This is a genomic window from Propioniciclava soli (genome assembly GCF_038502305.1).
GTDB lineage: Bacteria > Actinomycetota > Actinomycetes > Propionibacteriales > Propionibacteriaceae > Propioniciclava > Propioniciclava soli.
Window position 1 is genome coordinate 606,610 of record NZ_CP115965.1, and the last position, 16,615, is coordinate 623,224.

At 72.2% G+C, this 16,615-nt stretch carries 13 protein-coding genes and 2 pseudogenes; 9 read left to right on the top strand and 6 right to left on the bottom strand.

Features of this window, described 5'->3' with window-relative positions; genetic code table 11:
* Positions 1-66 precede the first annotated feature (66 nt).
* Together PCC79_RS02680 and PCC79_RS02685 are read left to right on the top strand one after the other, a co-directional pair.
* Positions 67-429, top strand: a complete 363-nt coding sequence (locus PCC79_RS02680; protein WP_342372920.1) for a hypothetical protein — start codon at positions 67-69, stop codon at positions 427-429.
* Complete coding sequence (locus PCC79_RS02685; RefSeq protein WP_342372921.1) at positions 413-994, top strand: hypothetical protein; 582 nt, start codon at positions 413-415, stop codon at positions 992-994. Before PCC79_RS02680 ends, PCC79_RS02685 begins: the two co-directional genes overlap by 17 nt.
* A 40-nt stretch (positions 995-1,034) precedes the next feature.
* Here PCC79_RS02685 and PCC79_RS02690 read toward each other — a convergent pair whose 3' ends face one another.
* Positions 1,035-2,474, bottom strand: coding sequence for a glycine hydroxymethyltransferase (locus PCC79_RS02690; protein ID WP_342372922.1), 1,440 nt, complete (start codon positions 2,472-2,474; stop codon positions 1,035-1,037).
* A gap of 146 nt (positions 2,475-2,620) precedes the next feature.
* Between PCC79_RS02690 and PCC79_RS02695 the strand changes: the two genes are divergently transcribed.
* Entirely contained in the window at positions 2,621-4,120 is a 1,500-nt protein-coding gene (locus PCC79_RS02695; RefSeq protein WP_232550021.1) for a zinc ribbon domain-containing protein, read from the top strand.
* Positions 4,121-4,227: 107 nt separating this feature from the next.
* Positions 4,228-5,553, top strand: coding sequence for a S49 family peptidase (locus PCC79_RS02700; protein ID WP_342372923.1), 1,326 nt, complete (start codon positions 4,228-4,230; stop codon positions 5,551-5,553).
* Positions 5,554-5,667: 114 nt separating this feature from the next.
* Here the strand turns inward: PCC79_RS02700 and rlmB are convergent, their stop codons facing one another.
* The 4 genes from rlmB to PCC79_RS02720 form a co-directional block, all read right to left on the bottom strand.
* On the bottom strand, positions 5,668-6,663 hold the full coding sequence (rlmB, locus tag PCC79_RS02705; RefSeq protein WP_232550019.1) for a 23S rRNA (guanosine(2251)-2'-O)-methyltransferase RlmB: 996 nt from the start codon (positions 6,661-6,663) through the stop codon (positions 5,668-5,670).
* Between the two features lie 4 nt (positions 6,664-6,667).
* Positions 6,668-8,113, bottom strand: coding sequence for a cysteine--tRNA ligase (cysS, locus tag PCC79_RS02710; RefSeq protein WP_416046588.1), 1,446 nt, complete (start codon positions 8,111-8,113; stop codon positions 6,668-6,670).
* 164 nt (positions 8,114-8,277) lie between these two features.
* The gene (locus PCC79_RS02715; RefSeq protein ID WP_232550018.1) at positions 8,278-9,693 is read right to left on the bottom strand and encodes a DUF4032 domain-containing protein; all 1,416 of its coding nucleotides are present in this window, start codon (positions 9,691-9,693) and stop codon (positions 8,278-8,280) included.
* A 73-nt stretch (positions 9,694-9,766) separates the two neighbouring features.
* Positions 9,767-10,864, bottom strand: a complete 1,098-nt coding sequence (locus PCC79_RS02720; RefSeq protein ID WP_342372924.1) for a sn-glycerol-3-phosphate ABC transporter ATP-binding protein UgpC — start codon at positions 10,862-10,864, stop codon at positions 9,767-9,769.
* Between the two features lie 187 nt (positions 10,865-11,051).
* Here PCC79_RS02720 and PCC79_RS02725 point away from each other — a divergent pair, with 187 nt between their 5' ends.
* The 5 genes and pseudogenes from PCC79_RS02725 to PCC79_RS02745 all read left to right on the top strand — a co-directional run.
* Positions 11,052-11,834 carry a DedA family protein gene (locus PCC79_RS02725; protein ID WP_232550016.1) on the top strand — a complete coding sequence of 261 codons (783 nt, stop codon included), beginning with the start codon at positions 11,052-11,054 and terminating at the stop codon, positions 11,832-11,834.
* A gap of 331 nt (positions 11,835-12,165) precedes the next feature.
* Positions 12,166-13,220, top strand: a pseudogene (locus PCC79_RS02730) (IS110 family transposase).
* Positions 13,221-13,234: 14 nt separating this feature from the next.
* Positions 13,235-14,509 (top strand): sensor histidine kinase, encoded by a 1,275-nt coding sequence (locus tag PCC79_RS02735; RefSeq protein WP_232550015.1) that lies wholly within the window; start codon positions 13,235-13,237, stop codon positions 14,507-14,509.
* Between the two features lie 21 nt (positions 14,510-14,530).
* Positions 14,531-15,193 carry a response regulator transcription factor gene (locus PCC79_RS02740; RefSeq protein WP_342372925.1) on the top strand — a complete coding sequence of 221 codons (663 nt, stop codon included), beginning with the start codon at positions 14,531-14,533 and terminating at the stop codon, positions 15,191-15,193.
* Between the two features lie 129 nt (positions 15,194-15,322).
* Positions 15,323-15,427: pseudogene (locus PCC79_RS02745) on the top strand (PQ-loop domain-containing transporter); the annotation flags it as partial.
* A 488-nt stretch (positions 15,428-15,915) separates the two neighbouring features.
* Here the strand turns inward: PCC79_RS02745 and PCC79_RS02750 are convergent.
* On the bottom strand, positions 15,916-16,614 hold the full coding sequence (locus PCC79_RS02750) for a class I SAM-dependent methyltransferase (RefSeq protein WP_232550013.1): 699 nt from the start codon (positions 16,612-16,614) through the stop codon (positions 15,916-15,918).
* Position 16,615 lies beyond the last annotated feature (1 nt).

Genomic DNA, 16,615 nt, shown 5'->3' on the forward strand with positions numbered 1-16,615 from the left:
GTCCACCAGCCTGCGCAATGTCAACCAAAAGTTGACAAGAACGGAGGCGTGGCCGAGGGTGGAGCCATGAACAAGCGCTTGTGGTCCCTGTTCGCCGGCATCTCCTTTCTCACCGCCGCCGTGTTCCTCGCATCGCTGGAACAGGGCCTGGGATGGTCCCCGATCCTGGTCGCCGCCCTCTCCGCCCTGGCCCTCTTGGTGGGTGCGCTGATCGCACCGACGCGCTGGCGGACGTCCGAGGAGGACAAGCTGCCCCAGCAGGAGTGGGAGCTCCGCAAGCTCGCACAGGTCGTGGTCGCCGCGCTGGTCGCCGTGGTTGCGGCGTTCTTCTTCTCCGTGAGCCCGGGGCTGGCAGGGATGATGGGCATCGTCGCCGCGATCATGGTCGGAGCCCTACCAAGGCAGCGGGTCCGTGGGACAGACTCCTGATCCGTTGGCCGCGGTGGTCGCGGCCCGGGACGCCGCCCTGGCGGCCGACCGTGCCCTGGCCGCCGCCGTGCTGGACGCCCGCGGGGCGGGCTGCTCATGGGCCGAGCTGGGGGATGTCCTGGGCGTGAGCCGCCAGGCCGCGTTCAAGCGGTTCGGCCGCCCGGTGGATCCCGACTCGGGGCGGACGTTGGGCACGGGCCCGCACGTCGACCCCGCGGCCCTCGCCGAGGCGGTCTTCCGAAGCATCGCGGCCGCCGACTACGCGGCCCTGCATGCGGCCATGACCAGCCATTGCGCCCGCGAGCTGAGCCGCGGCCGGGTAGCTGGCGTGTGGCGTGAGGTGTTGGCGGCGGTGGGCGAGGTGGAGTCCTACTCGGGCCACGGCGTCCGCACTCTCGCCGGGGAGCTCCTTCCGCTGGAACCCCAGCCGGGCCCCCTCGTGGCCCGCTTGGTGCTGGAGCACGAGGCCGGCCGGATGGTCGGGCACGTGGCCGTCAATCACGCCGGCAAGGTCACCGGCGTTCTCGTCGCACCCCTGGAGCACGAGGACGCGATGGCCTTCTGAGGGAGGGCCGACGTCGTGTTCTCCGCGAACCGGCCGAAGCTCAGAGGGTGAGGCCCGGGTAGAGCGGGAACCGGTCGAGGAGTTCCTCGGCGCGCGCCCTCGTCCGATCGGCCAGACCGTCGGTGAGCGTGTACTTCGCCTTGCCGGGCTTGCCGGTGGAGGCCGTCACCGGCTCGGCCCCCGTCAGGACGCCCACGATCATGTCGGCGACCTCGTCGAAGTCGTCGGCGCCGAGGCCGCGGGAGGTGAGCGCCGGCGTCCCGATGCGGACGCCCGAGGTGTACCAGGCGCCGTTGGGGTCGGCGGGGATCGAGTTGCGGTTGGTGACCACGCCCGATTCGAGCAGCGCCGACTCGGCCTGGCGCCCGGTGAGGCCGAACGTGGTGGTGTCGATGAGCACGAGGTGGTTGTCGGTGCCGCCCGTCACCAGCCGTGCGCCGCGGCGCAGCAGCCCGTCGGCGAGCGCCTGGGCGTTGTCGGCGACGGCCTGGGCGTAGCTTTGGAACGCCGTGGTGCGTGCCTCGGCGAGCGCGACGGCCTTGGCGGCCATCATGTTCGACAGGGGGCCGCCCAGCACCATGGGGCAGCCCTTGTCGACGGCGTCGCTGAACTCCTTCGTGGCGAGCACGAGCCCGCCGCGGGGGCCGCGCAGCGACTTGTGCGTCGTGGTCGCGACGACGTCGGCGTAGGGGATCGGGTTCTCCTCGCCGGTGAACACCTTGCCGGCGACCAGACCGGCGAAGTGCGCCATGTCGACGAACAGCACCGCGCCGACGGCGTCCGCGATCTCGCGCATCCTCGCGAAGTTGACCCGGCGCGGGTAGGCGGAGTAGCCCGCCACGAGGATCAGCGGCTTGAACTCCCGGGCGTCGGCCAGCAGCTTGTCGTAGTCGATGAGACCGGACTCGGGGTCGGTGCCGTAGGAGTGCTGGGCGAACATCTTGCCCGAGATGTTGTGGCGGAAGCCGTGGGTGAGGTGGCCGCCGGCGTCCAGGCTCATGCCCATCACGCGCTGGCGGTTGAACTCGGCCCTGAGGTCCTCCCAGTCGCTCTCGGCGAGGTCGTTGACCGTCTTGGCGCCGAGCCGCTGCAGGGTCGGGGATTCCACCTTCGCGTTGAGGATGGCCCAGTAGGCCACGAGGTTCGCGTCGATGCCGGAGTGCGGCTGCACGTAGGCGTACTCGGCGCCGAACAGCTCCCGGGCGTGCTCGGCGGCCACGGACTCGACGGTGTCGACGTTCTGGCAGCCGGCGTAGAAGCGGTGGCCGATCGTGCCCTCGGCGTACTTGTCGGAGAGCCAGTTGCCCATGGTGAGCAGCGTCGCGAGCGAGGCGTAGTTCTCCGAGGCGATGAGTTTCAGCGAGCCGCGCTGGTCGGCCAGCTCGGCGCGGATGGCGTCGCTGATCCGGGGCTCCACGGAGGCGATGACGGTGAGGGCGTCGCTGAAGGCGCGGGACGCGGTGGCAGTGAGATCGGGCACGGAACGGACTCCTTCACGAGGGCGCGAGGCCTCCAATCTATTGCACACCCGCCGGGGGCGTGCCCGGCGACCACCCCGGCGGTGGGTGCGCGTGCTGGCGGTGGTCGGCCCTAGGCTGGGGGCCGACGGTGGCCCCGAGGAGTTCCATGTTCTGTTCGCACTGCGGTTCGCGCCTGTTGGAGGGCTCGAACCAGTGTCTGCACTGCGGCCGCATCGAGCCGTCGGTGCGGGTGGCGGAGCCCGCGCGTCCCGAGCTCGGCGAGGAGCGTCGGCGACGCCGGGCCCCGTGGGTGGTCGGCGCGCTCCTCGTGGTGGTGAATCTCGCCCTGGCGCTCGGGGTCGCCAGCCAGGCCTTCGTGGTGCCGGACGCCGCCCCCACCCCTGCCGGTCCGCAGCGCCCCGCCGAGCCGCCGACCGAGAAGATCCTCCCCGCCGCGGAGCGGCCGCTGGCCGAGGGCTGGGCCCTGTCCGTGGCCGAGTTGCAGCCGGAGGGGTTCGCGGCCCCGGTGTTCGTGTTCCCCGGCGAGCTCAACCCGGAGCGGGCCGATCTCGCCGTGGTCGTGTCGGCGTCGGACGAGGCGTCCTACGTGCGCGGGCTCAGCCTGACGCAGGGATCGGTGCTGTGGGTGGCCCGGCTGACCGGCCGCCTGGTCTGCAACCACGACCGGCTGGACGCCGTGGTCTGCGTGTCGTCGGATCGCAGCATCAACACCGTCCGGCTCGTCGACGGCACCGTCCTCACCACCCACACCGGCAGCGTCGAGGCGCCGCAGCAGGTGTGGGTCTCACCCACCGGCGGGCTGTTCGTGTTGTCGTACGTCGATCCCGGTGGCGAGGGCGTCCGCGAGCTGGGCGTCACGCTCACGCGGGTGGGGGACGACGGCGTCACGCTCGCGACGACGACCGGCACGCTGCCGTCGCGCGCGGGGGCCCCGGTGAGCCTGCACGGCGCCGGGCCGCTGGTCGCGGTGACGACGCAGGCGGACGCCCCGTACGGGCCGACCACCCCAACGCTGCTCCGCACCCAGTCCGACCTCGGGCGGGTGGGCGCGCTGGTGGACGGCCTCGACGTCACCGTGCTGCCCGACGGCCGCCTCGGCGTCCGGACGGACCTGAACAGCGCCACCCTCTACGACGCCAGCGGCAAGGAGCTGTTCCCCGTCGCGGCGCGCCTGGTGACGCTGCCGGGGCGCGACGTCCCCTCGGCCGAGACGCCCACCCTCGGCCTCGTCGCCTCCACCGACGAGACGGCGCCGCAGCCGCCGACGCTGCTCGGCGTCCAGCCCAACGGGGCGACCGCAGCGCTGGGCCAGGGCACCCCCCAGCTGGTCTGCGGTGGGCTGCTCGTGACGCACGACGCCGTCAGCCCGCAGCGCACCTTTCACGCCCAGGAGCGGGAGGGCGGGTCCGAGGTGTGGCAGGCGCCCCAGCATGGCGAGCTGGTCGACACGGCCTGCGACGGACGCCGCCTGCTGGCGCTGACGTGGGAGAACGAGATGCCGGTGCTGCGCGGATACGCCCTCACCACCGGCGACACGCTGTGGCAGGTGCCGTTCGAGCGGCGCAGCGTCGTCGCCGAGGTGCCGGGCCGGGGATGGCTGCTGCACGACCCGCAGGAGAACCGGATCGTCATCGTCCGCCCCTGAGATCGACCTTCGGCTGCCCCGGGCCGCGGGCGGGTCGACCTTGGCAGGACGCGGACCCCGGGGGCCGCCCGCTAGCCTCGAGGACACCACCTCGAGAAAGGTTGTCCATGTCGGACCAGACTCCTTCCCAGCCCACCTCGCCGAGAACACCCGCGCCGGAGCAGGCCGTTCCGGGGGGTTCCACGCAGGCCCCGGGCGTTCCCGGCGCCGGTGATCCGCGCGCGGGCGCCCCGTTCCCGCCCGGTGGTGCCGCGCCCGCCGTCGCGGGCGGGCGGCCTCCCGTCCCGCCGCCGTACGCCGCCGCGCCGCCGGCCCCACGCCGCGAGGGCGGGTTCAAGCGCGGCTTCGGCATCGGTTCGGGCGTCGGCCTCGGCCTGGGGGCGGCCGCCGTGGCGCTGAGCCTCGTCGGCGGCGTCATCAGCGTCGCCAGCATGGCGGCGTTCGCCGGCATGGCGTCCTCGATGGCGGGCGTTGGCCAGACGCAGCTCGAGACCATGAACACCGTGTGGGGCCCGGAGACGGCGACGAACACGCTGCGGGCGATCCCCATCGAGGGCACGATCATGGCGCACGGGTCCGACGGGCTCGGGCTGACCGGCGGCACGTACGGCTACGAGGTGGCCGACCTGCTCGACGACCTGACCGCCGAGGACGCGGGGGGCGTGGTGCTGCTGATGAACACCCCCGGCGGGTCGATCAGCGGTTCCGCGGCGATGTCGTCCGCCATGGAGCGCTACAAGGAGCGCACCGGCAAGCCGGTGTACGCCTACGTGCAGGACATGTCCGCCTCGGGCGGCATGTGGACGATGGCGGGGGCCGACGAGATTCTCGCCGACCATGGCTCGCTGGTCGGCAGCGTCGGCGTCATCATGGGCCCGATCGCCCAGTACACCGATGTGGTGGCCGTCGACGGCGGCATCTTGGGCGGTGGGGTCACCACCACCGGGGGCGTCACGCAGGAGTACATCACCGCCGGCCGCGGCAAGGACGTGGGCAACCCCTACCGCCCGCTGACCGACGAGGAGCGAGCCGACCTGCAGTCGTTCATCGACCAGGAGTACGCCGCGTTCGTCGACCACGTCGCCACCGCGCGCGACATCGCGCCGAGCGTCATCGTGGACGACCTGGGCGCGGCGATGCTCGGCACCGAGCGTGCCCAGGAGGTCGGCTACATCGACGGCGTGATGGGTCGCCCGGAGGCGTTCCGGCACTTCGCCGAGGCGGCGGGGCTGGATCCGGACGACACGAAGGTCGAGCAGTCGGCCGGGCCGGACATGTGGGGGTCGCTGTTCGGCATCGAGCGGGCCTTCGGCACCGCCCCGGCGGCCCAGCCGGTGGACGGCCAGCCCGCGCGGGTCACCTCGACGCTGTGCACGAGCTCGCGGACCCCGCTGGCCTGGGATCCCCAGGCGGCGGCGTCCTTCTGCGGCTGAGGCACAGAGCCGGCCCCCGCGGGGCGCGCCCCGTGGGGGCCGACACGCACACTGATGGCTCAAACTCCACCTTGCAAGGTGGAGTTTGAGCCAATAGTGAGCGTGTCGCGGGGCTCAGCCCCGGAAGCGGGCCAGCTCGTACAGCGCGATCGAGGCCGCCACGGAGGCGTTGAGGCTCTCGGTGTCGGCGCCGATCGGGATGGACGCGAGCACGTCGCAGTTCTCGCGCACCAGGCGGGCCAGCCCGTCGCCCTCGGAGCCAACCACGAGCAGCACCGGCCCGTCCGCTCCGGGGACGTCCGCGATGTCGATCTCGGCCTCGCCGGCCAGGCCCACCACCGTGAACCCCGCCTCGGCGTACTCGCGCAGCACCCGGTTGAGGTTGCCGGCCAGCGCGACCGGCACGCGCGCCGCGGCCCCGGCCGAGGCCTTCCACGCCGTCGCCGTCATGTGGGCCGAGCGGCGCTCCGGCACGATGACGCCCAGCGCGCCGAAGGCGGCAGAGGAGCGGATGATCGCGCCCAGGTTGCGCGGGTCGGTGATGGAGTCGCAGGCCACCACGATCGGGTCGTCGGTCTCCAGCGCCTCGGCCAGCAGGTCGCCGGGGTGGGCGTACTCGTACTCCGGCATCTGCAGGGCAACGCCCTGGTGCACGGCCCCGCCGGTCAGCCGGTCGAGCTCGCGGCGGGACGCCTGCAGCAGCGTCATCCCCTGCTCGGCCGCCAGCCGCAGGATCTCGGTGACCCGCGAATCGCGCTCGGTGCCCTCGGCGATGAACGCGCGGCGGATCGGCAGCCCGGCCTGCAGGGCCTCGTGGACGGGGTTGCGCCCGATGATCCACTCCGCGCCCGCACCCTTGGTGTTCTCTCGGACGCGCTGCTCCCCGGGCGGGGTGCGGCGCCCGCGCGGACGCTCGTCGGAGATGGGCGACTCGCTCGCCCTCCGTTTCCGATAGGCCTTGTGGTACGGACGATCCTCGGCCTTGGGGGTCGGCCCCTTGCCCTCCAACCCGCGGCGGACGCGTCCGCCCGACCCGGCGGTGCGGCCGGTGTTCCCGACGCCCTTGCCGCGCTTGCGGACGGCTCCCTTGCGCTGACTGTTGCCCGGCATCGGATCAGTTCCTCTCGAGGGACCAGCGGGCCCCGTCCTTGGTGTCGGTGACCTGCAGGCCGGCGGCCGCGAGGGCGTCGCGGATGGCGTCCGCGCTCGCCCAGTCCTTGCGGGCGCGCGCCTCGGCCCGTTGGTCGAGCAGGGTGCGGACGAGGGCGTCCACGACGCCGGTCAGGTCGTCGGCAGCGGACGCGGACGCCGCCGCCCACTCCGGGGCGTCCGGCGCGAGGCCGAAGACGGCCAGCATCGCGCGGACGTCGGCGTCCACCTCCGCGAGCGCGTCGGTGTCGCCGTCGGTGAGCGCCTGGTTGCCCTCGCGGACGGCGCCGAACAGCACGGCGAGCGCCCCGGGCGTGCCCAGGTCGTCGTCCATGGCGGCTGCGAACCGCGCCCAGCGATCGGTCGCGTCGCCGCCGGTCGCACCGACCCGGGGCGCGCGACCGGCGCCCAGCGTCTCTGCGGCGCGGGTGAGGAACGAGTCGATCCGCTCGAGCTGGGCCGACGCCTCGGCCAGGGACTCCTCGCTGAGTTCGATCGCGCTGCGGTAGTGCGGCCCGGCCAGGTACAGCCGGACGGCCCGGCCGCCGTGGCGGGCCACGGCCTCGTGCACGTCGGCGGTGTTGCCCAGGGACTTCGACATCTTCTCCCCGGCCATCGTCACCCACGCGTTGTGCATCCAGTAGGTGGCGAACGGACGCCCCGCCGCCTGGCTCTGCGCCATCTCGTTCTCGTGGTGGGGGAACCGCAGGTCGATGCCGCCGCCGTGGATGTCGAACGCCGGCCCGAGGTACTTGCCCGCCATCGCGGAGCACTCGATGTGCCAGCCCGGACGCCCCCGCCCCCACGGCGCGTCCCAGATCGCGGTCTCGGGCTCGCCGGGCTTGGCGCCCTTCCAGAGCGCGAAGTCGCGCGGATCCCTCTTGCCGCGGACGTCCACGTCGGCGTCCGGCTCCATCTCGGACGCCTTCTGACCCGACAGCGAGCCGTACGCCGGCCAGCTCGCCACGTCGAAGTAGACGTCGCCGGAACCGTCGGCGGGCGCGTAGGCGTGGCCCGCCTCGATGAGCTCGCCGATGAGGGCGATCATCTCGGGGATGTGCCCGGTGGCGCGCGGCTGGTAGGTGGCCGGGGCGTTGCCGAGCGCGGCCATCGCGGCGTGGAACTCGGCCTCGACGCGGTGCCCCAGCGCCCACCAGGGCTCACCGGCCTCCTCGGCGACGGCCAGGATCTTGTCGTCGATGTCGGTGACGTTCGCGACGAACGTCACGGCGTAGCCGGACGCCGTCAACCACCGGCGCAGGACGTCAAAGTTGACCTCCTTGCGCACGTGACCGAGGTGGGGGGCCTTCTGCACGGTCGGGCCACACGCGTAGATCGAGACCTCGCCCGGCACCAGGGGCCGGAACTCCGTCTTCGTCCGCGTGCGACTGTCGTACAGGTGGAAGCTCACGGCCCCATCGTATCGGTGCCCCGGAGACCCGTGTTTCACCCCACCACCGACCCCCCGCCGCGCATTTGGACCCGAGGAAATGGCGCCATGGCGCCATTTCCTCGGGTCCAAATGCCAGTCAGGGGGCGCCGCCGCCAGCCGTCGCGCCCCACGGGCGGGTGGGATCAGCCCTTCAGTTTGCGCAGCGCGTCGATGTCGAACACGGCGGGCAGGCTCTCGAAGTCCGGGTCGGACGCCGCGGCCTCCCACGGGTCGAACGGGGCCTCCTCCTCCTCCTCGTCGTCGGCGAACCCCTGGGACGGGTCGTAGGGGTTGAGCAGCGTCCGGGAGCCCGCGCCGACGAACTCGTTCGAGATCACCTCGTCGGGCAACACGGCGAGCACGTCGTGGATGTAGCCGTGCACCGCCTCCGTGAGCGGCACCTCACGCTGGGCGCGCTGGCTGGCGTACCACCGGTAGTCCAGCACCTCGTGGAAGATCTGGGCCTGCTCCCGCTTGCCCGTCAGCTCGGGCGGCACGGCGTGGACGACCGGCTGGAACGACTCGGTGAGCCAGCGGTGGGCGACGACCGACTCCTCGACGTGCCCCAGGCCGTAGCGCGCCCGATAGGTGTCCAGGTCGTTGAGCAGCCGCTGGGCCTGGTGCTCCTCGGTGTCGAGGCCGGTGAGCCGCAGCAGGCGTCGGCTGTGGTGGCCCGCGTCCACCACCTTGGGCTGGATCGTCACGCTCGAGCCGTCGCGGGCCGTGCGGATGTCCAGCTCCGCCACATCGAAGCCCAGCTGGTTGAGCCGGCGCACGCGCGACTCGATGCGAAACAACTCGTCGCCGGAGAACTCCTCGACACCCGTCAGCTCCCGCCACAGGGCGTGGTAGCGGCTCTCGATCTGCTGCACCAGCTCCAGCGGGTCGAGGCTCTCGTCGAGCAGCTTGCCGGCCTCCAGGTCGGAGAACTCGCCGAACAGGTTCACGATGGCGATGTCGAGGTCGTGGGCGCGCTGGCCGGTGGTGAGGACGTCGTGCATCTCTGCCGTTTCGGCGTCCACGAGGTAGGCGGCGAACTCACCCGCGTCGCGCCGGAACAAGATGTTGGACAGCGACACGTCCCCCCACAGGAAGCCGATCAGGTGCAGCCGGGCCAGGAGCACCACCATCGCGTCCAGCAGGCGCGACACCGTCTCGGGGCGGACCCCTGTGGAGAACAGCGACCGGTAGGGGAGCGAGAACTGCAGGTGCCGGGTGAGCAGGATCGGGTCGAGCGGCTGGCCGTCCGGACCCACCCGGTCCGTCACCACCGCCACGGGTTCGACGGCCGGCGCGCCCACCCGGTGCAGCTCCTGCAGGGTGCGGTACTCGTGCACCGCAGGGCTCTCCAGCACCTCCTTGGCGGCCAGCACACCGTCCCCCACCTGGATGAACCGCACCACGTGCCGCGAGATGCCGCGCGGCAGGGCGACGAGGTGCTCGGTCGGCCACGCCGCCAGGGGCACACTCCACGGCAGGGGGATGAGGCGGGCGTCCGGCTGGGCCGACAGGAAGCGAGGCACCTCCCCATTGTCGCACCGTGACCCGCGGCGAGGCATCAGCCTCAGGTGGCCACAACGAGCGGGGCCCGCGGCATGCGCCGCGGGCCCCGACCCGGTCAACGGGAGCGACTCAGGTGAGGCGATCGCCGGTGGCGTTGCTGAACACGTGCATCCGGTCGTAGTCCGGCTGCAGGCGCACGGTGTCGCGCTTGGTCAGCGGGTGGCGCGACTCCAGACGGGCGACGATCTGCGTCGCGGTGAGCTTCTCGTCCTCCGCCAGGCCGGCGAGCGTGCCGTACAGGTACGAGTCCGCACCCAGCTCCTCGACCACGGCGACGTCGACGCCGATGCCCTGGCCGTCCTCACCGGTGGTGAAGTGCTCCGGGCGGATGCCGAGGGTCAGGTCGGTCTCCCCCTTGGCCTTGGCCAGCACCTCGCGGCGCACGGGCACCACGTAGTCGCCCACCTGGACGCCGTCGGCGGTCGCCCGGCCCGTGATCAGGTTCATGGCCGGGGAGCCGATGAAGCCCGCCACGAACAGGTTGTTCGGCGAGTCGTACAGGTTCAGCGGGCTGTCGACCTGCTGCAGGACGCCGTCCTTCATGACCGCCACGCGGTCACCCATCGTCATGGCCTCGACCTGGTCGTGGGTCACGTAGACGGTGGTGACGCCGAGGCGGCTCTGGAGAGCCGCGATCTGCGTGCGGGTGGAGACGCGCAGCTTGGCGTCCAGGTTGGACAGCGGCTCGTCCATGAGGAACACCGAGGGGTGACGCACGATGGCGCGGCCCATGGCGACGCGCTGACGCTGACCACCCGAGAGGGCCTTCGGCTTGCGGGAGAGGAAGGACTCCAGACCCAGCAGCTTGGCGGCCTCCATGACGCGCTGCTCGCGCTCGGCCTTCGGCACGTTCTGCATCTTCAGGGCGAAGCCCATGTTGTCGGCCACCGTCATGTGCGGGTAGAGCGCGTAGTTCTGGAACACCATCGCGATGTCCCGGTCCTTCGGCGGCAGGTCCGTGACGTCACGGTCCCCGATGAAGATGTTGCCGGCGTTGACCTCCTCCAGGCCCGCGAGCATGCGGAGCGAGGTCGACTTGCCACAACCCGACGGGCCGACGAGCACCATGAACTCGCCGTCGCCGATCTCCAGGTTGAGCTTGTTGACGGCCGGATGCTCCGACCCCGGGTAGACGCGCGTGGCGTCCCGGAATGAAACTGTGGCCATAGGGGCCACCCCCCTTTCCACGGGCAGGTACGTGCCCGACGATCCGTAGTGGAAGGGCCGCAACCGTTGCGACCCGCTTCCATTGAACCACCCTGTGCCGATTTGCGCACTGCTTCGCCACGGGTTGTCCGCGCCGAACCCTCCTGGCGCGGCGGTCCCACGGTGGCCCGCAGGTAGGCTCGCGGCCGTGACCCAGCCCGATCCCGACCGCGTCGACCGCGACCGCGTCCCCCCCGACCTCGCCGCCCCCGGTGGCGGCCCGGGCGAGGGCGACGGCGACGGCGAGCAGGAGTGGTGGGCCGACCCGTCGATGCCGTGGCAGACCAAGCCGACCCGCGCCGACCTCGCCTGCCTCGTGGCGATGAGCGTGCTGGGGCTGTACTCCCTGGCGATGATTCCGCTGCGGCCCGTGCTGCTCACGTCCGCGCCCTTCCTGCTGGCCGGCCTCGGCTATGGCGCCGGGCTGGCCTACGTGGGAGCGCTGGCCGCGACGGGCAGCCCGTGGTGGCCGCTGGTCTGGGTCACGGGGACGCTCTTCTCGCTCGCGATCGCGTCGGTCTACTACTGGGCCGGGCGGCTGTGGGGCCGGCGCATCGTGGACGTGTGGTCATCAGCCAAGTCGCCGCGCACCCAGCGCCGGTGGGACAGGGCGTGGGACGTCACGCACCGGTTCGCCATCCCGGCCACCCTCGTGTCGTTCCTGCCGCTGCCCCTCCCCATGAACATCATCCTCGTCGCGGTCGGCGCGGCCGGCGTCCGGTTTCGGACGTTCGCGCCGGTGGCGGCCTTCGGCGCGCTGGCCGTGAAGGGAGGCTGGCTCGCGCTGGGGTACTGGATCGGTGAGCCCGCCGTCACCGTCGTCGAGACCTACGCCTGGGTGCTGTGGATCATCTCGGTGGTGCTGCTGGTCGCCATGCTCGTCAGCTACTTCTGGCGGCAGCGCACCCAGGGGGCCGGGCCGGCCTCCTGACCCGCGCACCACGCGTTCTCGACCAAAGTCGCGCCCGCCGCGACCTGCGGCGGCGGACGCCGGCGCCGCGGCTCCCTAGGCTGGTCGTCAGTGTCAGGGTGATGGCACCGCTGTTGCGGTGGTTGGATCCTGATCATCAGTCGGCTGGCTCTTAGGCTGGGTGCCGGGAGCTCCGTTGGTGGGGTGTGGCGTGCATGCGTTTTGCCGTCGACTGGTGGGAAGGAACCGGCCGGCGTGGCTTGATAGGAGCGTGGCATCGCCCCCACTGAGATGTGTCCGCCGACCGGTCCCGACCGTCCCTCCACTGATCAGGTGAAAGGAGGCAACCACCATGGTTGTCGTTGGTGCGGATGTACACAAGCAGACCCATACGTTCGTCGCGGTTGACGAGGTCGGCCGCCAGGTGGGGCAACTCACGGTGAGGGCCACCAGCGAGGGGCACGCGAAGGCGTGGGCGTGGGCGACGCGGGAGTTCGGGGGCGAGTTGGTGTGGGCGATTGAGGATTGCCGGCACTTGTCGGCCCGTTTGGAGCGGGATTTGTTGACGGTTGGGCAGCGGGTGGTGCGGGTGCCGCCGAAGATGATGGCTGAGCAGCGTCGGGTCGCGCGGACGAGGGGTAAGTCTGATCCGATTGATGCGTTGGCGGTGGCGCGGGCGTTCTTGCGGGAGCCCGAGCTGCCGGTGGCGTCTCATGATGAGGGGTCGCGGCGGTTGAAGCTGCTGGTTGACTACCGTGAATCGTTGGTGTCGACCCGGACCCGGATCATCAACAGTTTGTTGTGGCGGATCCATGAGCTCGACCCTGAACGGGCGCCGGCGCCTCGATCGTTGGATCGTCAGGTGACCCAGCGGGTTTTGCGGGACTGGTTGGTGGGGCTGTCGGGGTCGTGGCCGAACTTGCGTTGGCCGAGCTCGACGATGTGGTCGCGCTCACGGGTCGGGTCAATGAGTTGGAGCGCCGGATCGCTGCGATCGTGGTGGTGGCGGCGCCGTCCTTGGTGGCGTTGCCCGGGTGTGGAGTTTTGACCGCGGCCAAGCTGGTCGGGGAGGCGGCCGGTGTCGGTCGGTTCGTCACCGAGGCCAAGTTCGCTCGACATGCTGGGATCGCGCCGATCCCGGTGTGGTCGGGAAGGACGGAAGGGCGGGTTCGGTTGACTCGGTCTGGGAACCGGCAGTTGAACGCCGCTCTGCATCGGATCGCGGTCACCCAGATCCGGTTGGCTGGCAGCCTCGGGAAGACGTACTACGACAAGAAGAAGGCCGAGGGCATGTCCACATCCGAAGCCCTACGCTGCCTGAAACGACGCCTCGCCCGCATCGTCTACCAAGCCCTCAAGACCGACCACGAAGCGGCACTCGGGACTCACCTCCCGATGGCCGCTTGACATAGGAGAAACGCGTGACCCCCGCCGCCGCCCGCACGCCCGCCCGCCGGGCCCGCGCGACGTGGCTGGCGATGTTCGAGCCCGAGCGGTACCCGCCCCCGCGCCTGTCGGGGGCGTCGTTGGCGTGGCGGTACCTGCTCTGCCTGGCGTGGTTCGCGCTGACCGCGCTGGCCTACGCGCTCGCCCATCAGGTGGGCACGGGCACCGGGGATGCGGCCGCCCCGATCCCGGCCGAGGGTGAGCTGGCCGACCTGCGCCTCCCGGCGGTCGTCATGGCGCTCGACGGCGTCCTCGGCGTCGTCAGCCTGGCCATCATCCACCTGCGGCGCCGCTTCCCCCTCGCGATCTGCCTCGTCATCCACGGGTTCATGCTGATCTCCGCCACCAGCGCCCCGGTGGGCGGGTGGGCGCTCATCTCCCTCGCCTCACGGCGCCAACTGCCGCGCACGCTGATCGCCCTCGGCGTCGGTCTGGCGGTCGCGTTGGGCTCGTACCTGTGGCCGTGGTCGGCCGCCCTCAGCGCGCCGGTGATCGTGGCGGCGTTCGTCGGTCAGGCCCTGTTCGCGCTGCTCGGCGCGTACCTCGGCGTCCGCCGCGACCGGCAGGCGTCCTTCCACGCACGGGTCGAACAGGCCGACCGCGACCGCGAGTTCGCCGTCCTCGCCGAGCGCAACCGCATCGCCCGCGAGATGCACGACGTGCTCGCCCACCGCATCTCGCTGGTCTCCATGCACGCGGGCGCCCTCGCCTACCGCACCGATCTGCCGCCCGAACAGACCCAGGAGATCGCCCGGGTCATCCAGGAGAACGCCCACGCCTCGCTCACCGAGCTGCGCAGCGTGCTCTCGACGCTGCGCGAGGGGCCGAGCCTGCCCGGCGACGCGGCCCAGCCGGTCGCCCCCCAGCCCACCCTGGGCGACCTGCCCGGCCTGCTGGCGGACGCCCGCGCCCTCGGCCAGGTCGTCGACCTGCGGGGCACGCTCGCTCCCGGCCTGCCGCTCGTGCAGCAGCGCCACCTGTTCCGCATCGCGCAGGAGGCGCTCACCAACGCCCGCAAGCACGCCCCCCGGGCGCGCGTCGCGATGCTGCTGGAGGGCGCCCCGGCCAGCGGCGTCCACCTCCGGGTCACCAACGACGTGACCCAGGTGGGCGGTGGCGTCCCGGGGGCCGCCCTGGGGCTCGTGGGCGTCACGGAGCGGGTGCAGATGCTGGGCGGACGCGTCGACGCCGGCGTCCACGAAGGACGGTTCGTGCTCGACGCATGGCTGCCCTGGGACCATCGACGCTGAGACACCACACCAGGAGGAACCGTGACCGACACCATCCGCATCGTGCTCGTCGACGACGACCCGCTCGTCCGCGCCGGGCTCCGGCTGATCCTGGGGGGCGCGCCGTCGCTCAGCGTCGTCGAGGAGGCCAGTGACGGCCAGGCAGCCCTGGAAGTGGTGGCCCGGCAGCGGCCCGACGTCGTCCTCATGGACATCCGGATGCCGCGTCTGGACGGCCTAGCCGCCACCGCCGAGATCCTCGCGCGCCCGGATGCGCCCCGCGTCATCGTGCTGACGACGTTCGACTCCGACGACATGGTGTTGCGGGCCCTGCAGGCCGGCGCGTCCGGGTTCCTGCTGAAGGACACTCCGCCGGACCAGATGGTCGCGGCCATCGTCGCGGTGGACGCCGGCGAGACGATCCTGTCGCCGAGCGTGGTCGCCCAGGTCGTCGCCGTCGCCACCCGGGCGGCGGGGGACACCCGGGGTGACGAGGCCCGCGCCCAGCTCACCCAGCTGACCGAACGGGAGCGGGAGGTGGCCGTCGCGATCGGCCAGGGCAAGGCGAACGCCGACATCGCCGCCGAGCTGTACATGAGCGTGGCGACGGTGAAGGCGTACGTGACGCGCATCTTCTACAAGCTCGGTGTGGACAACCGCGTCCAGGTCGCGATCCGCGTCCACGACGCCGGCCTGGCCCAGTGAAGACCCACCGGTGAGGCCCCGCCCGGCACGGGTTTCCGTGGCAGCGGAAGGCAACCGGTTGGTGTGCGCCGCGCTGGGGCCTCACACTGGGAGGTGCCCCTCCCGCCCCTTCTCCGAAGCGAGTCACGCATGGACTGGACCCTCCTCGTCGGCTGGATCGCCACCGTCACCGGCGTGATCCTCGGCATCCCCCAGGCGTGGCGCATCGGGCGCACCCGTGAGGTAGAGGGCGTCTCGGTGTGGACGTGGCAGACCATCCTCGGCATCAACCTGGCGTGGGGCATCCACGGCCTCCGGACGGGTCAGGCGAACCTCATCGTGGTGAACGTCCTCAGCATCGCGGTCACGCTCACCATCCTGGTCCTGCTGGCCCGGGGCAACCGGCGCTCGGTCGCGGCGGTGCTGGCGCCCGGCCTGGCGATGGGCCTCGCGATGGTGGCCGTCGCCGTGCTGCTGGGCAGCGAGGCGTTCGGGCTGGTCGCGATCATCCCGGGCGTGTGGGGCCTGGTGACCCAGGGCATGGAGCTCGTGCGGGCCCCCAGCGTGGAGGGCGTCTCGGGGTTCTTCCTGGTGCTGGCCAGCGTCAACTTCGCCCTGTGGGGCACCTGGGGCTTCCTGGTCGGCGATCCGGCCCCCGTCATCACCAACGGTGTCGTGACGGTGGTCTCGCTGGTGAACCTGGCGCTCTACCTGAGCCGTGTGGTGCGTGAGCGCGGTGCGGCTCAGCCGGCGTCCGCCCCCGCGGGTGCGGTGGCCGGCGCCGACGCGGTCAGCACCGCCACGAGGAACTCCGACGAGGCCGAGAAGGGTCGCAGGTCCCACGTGGACCAGCGCTGCTCGACGGCGAGCCCCGCTGCCGCGGCGTCCGCCTCGAAGTCCGCCTGCGCGTAGCCCCGCGCGAGGCCGAAACCGACGACGGCGCGACCGCCCTCGGCCAGCCAGCCGGCGAAGCGGGCCAGCACCGGGCGGCGCGTGCCGGGGTGGAGGAACGTCAGGACGTTCCCCGCGCACAGGATGAGGTCGAACCGCTGCGGCCCCTCGGCCGGCAGCTCGACGGCGGCGAGGTCGCCCACCACGTAGGTCGGGCCGGGGTCGTCGGCCTCGGCGGCCTCGAGGAGGATCGGGTCGAGGTCGACGCCCACCACCGTGTGCCCCGCGCGGTGGAGGTGGCCGGCGTGACGGCCGGGTCCGCAGCCGGCGTCCAGGATGGTGGCCCCGCGCGGCGCCATGGCGTCGACGAGGCGGGCCTCGCCCACCAGGTCGGCGCCGGACGCCGCCAGCGCCCGGAAGCGCTCGACGTACCAGCGCGAGTGGTCGGGGTTGGCCGCGGTGGCGTCGGCCCAGCGGCTGCGCAGCCCGCCCGCGACGGCGGCGGCGGCGCGGACGCCGAGGGAGGTCGGGGCGATTGAGCGTGGATCCACG

Excerpts from the sequence above, each read along its gene's own strand:
- PCC79_RS02695 (WP_232550021.1), top strand. The coding sequence starts at position 2,621 with ATGTTCTGTTCGCACTGCGGTTCGCGCCTGTTGGAGGGCTCGAACCAG.
- PCC79_RS02680 (WP_342372920.1), top strand. The coding sequence starts at position 67 with ATGAACAAGCGCTTGTGGTCCCTGTTCGCCGGCATCTCCTTTCTCACC.
- rlmB (WP_232550019.1), bottom strand. The coding sequence starts at position 6,663 with ATGCCGGGCAACAGTCAGCGCAAGGGAGCCGTCCGCAAGCGCGGCAAG.
- PCC79_RS02720 (WP_342372924.1), bottom strand. The coding sequence starts at position 10,864 with ATGGCCACAGTTTCATTCCGGGACGCCACGCGCGTCTACCCGGGGTCG.
- PCC79_RS02700 (WP_342372923.1), top strand. The coding sequence starts at position 4,228 with ATGTCGGACCAGACTCCTTCCCAGCCCACCTCGCCGAGAACACCCGCG.
- PCC79_RS02715 (WP_232550018.1), bottom strand. The coding sequence starts at position 9,693 with ATGCCTCGCCGCGGGTCACGGTGCGACAATGGGGAGGTGCCTCGCTTC.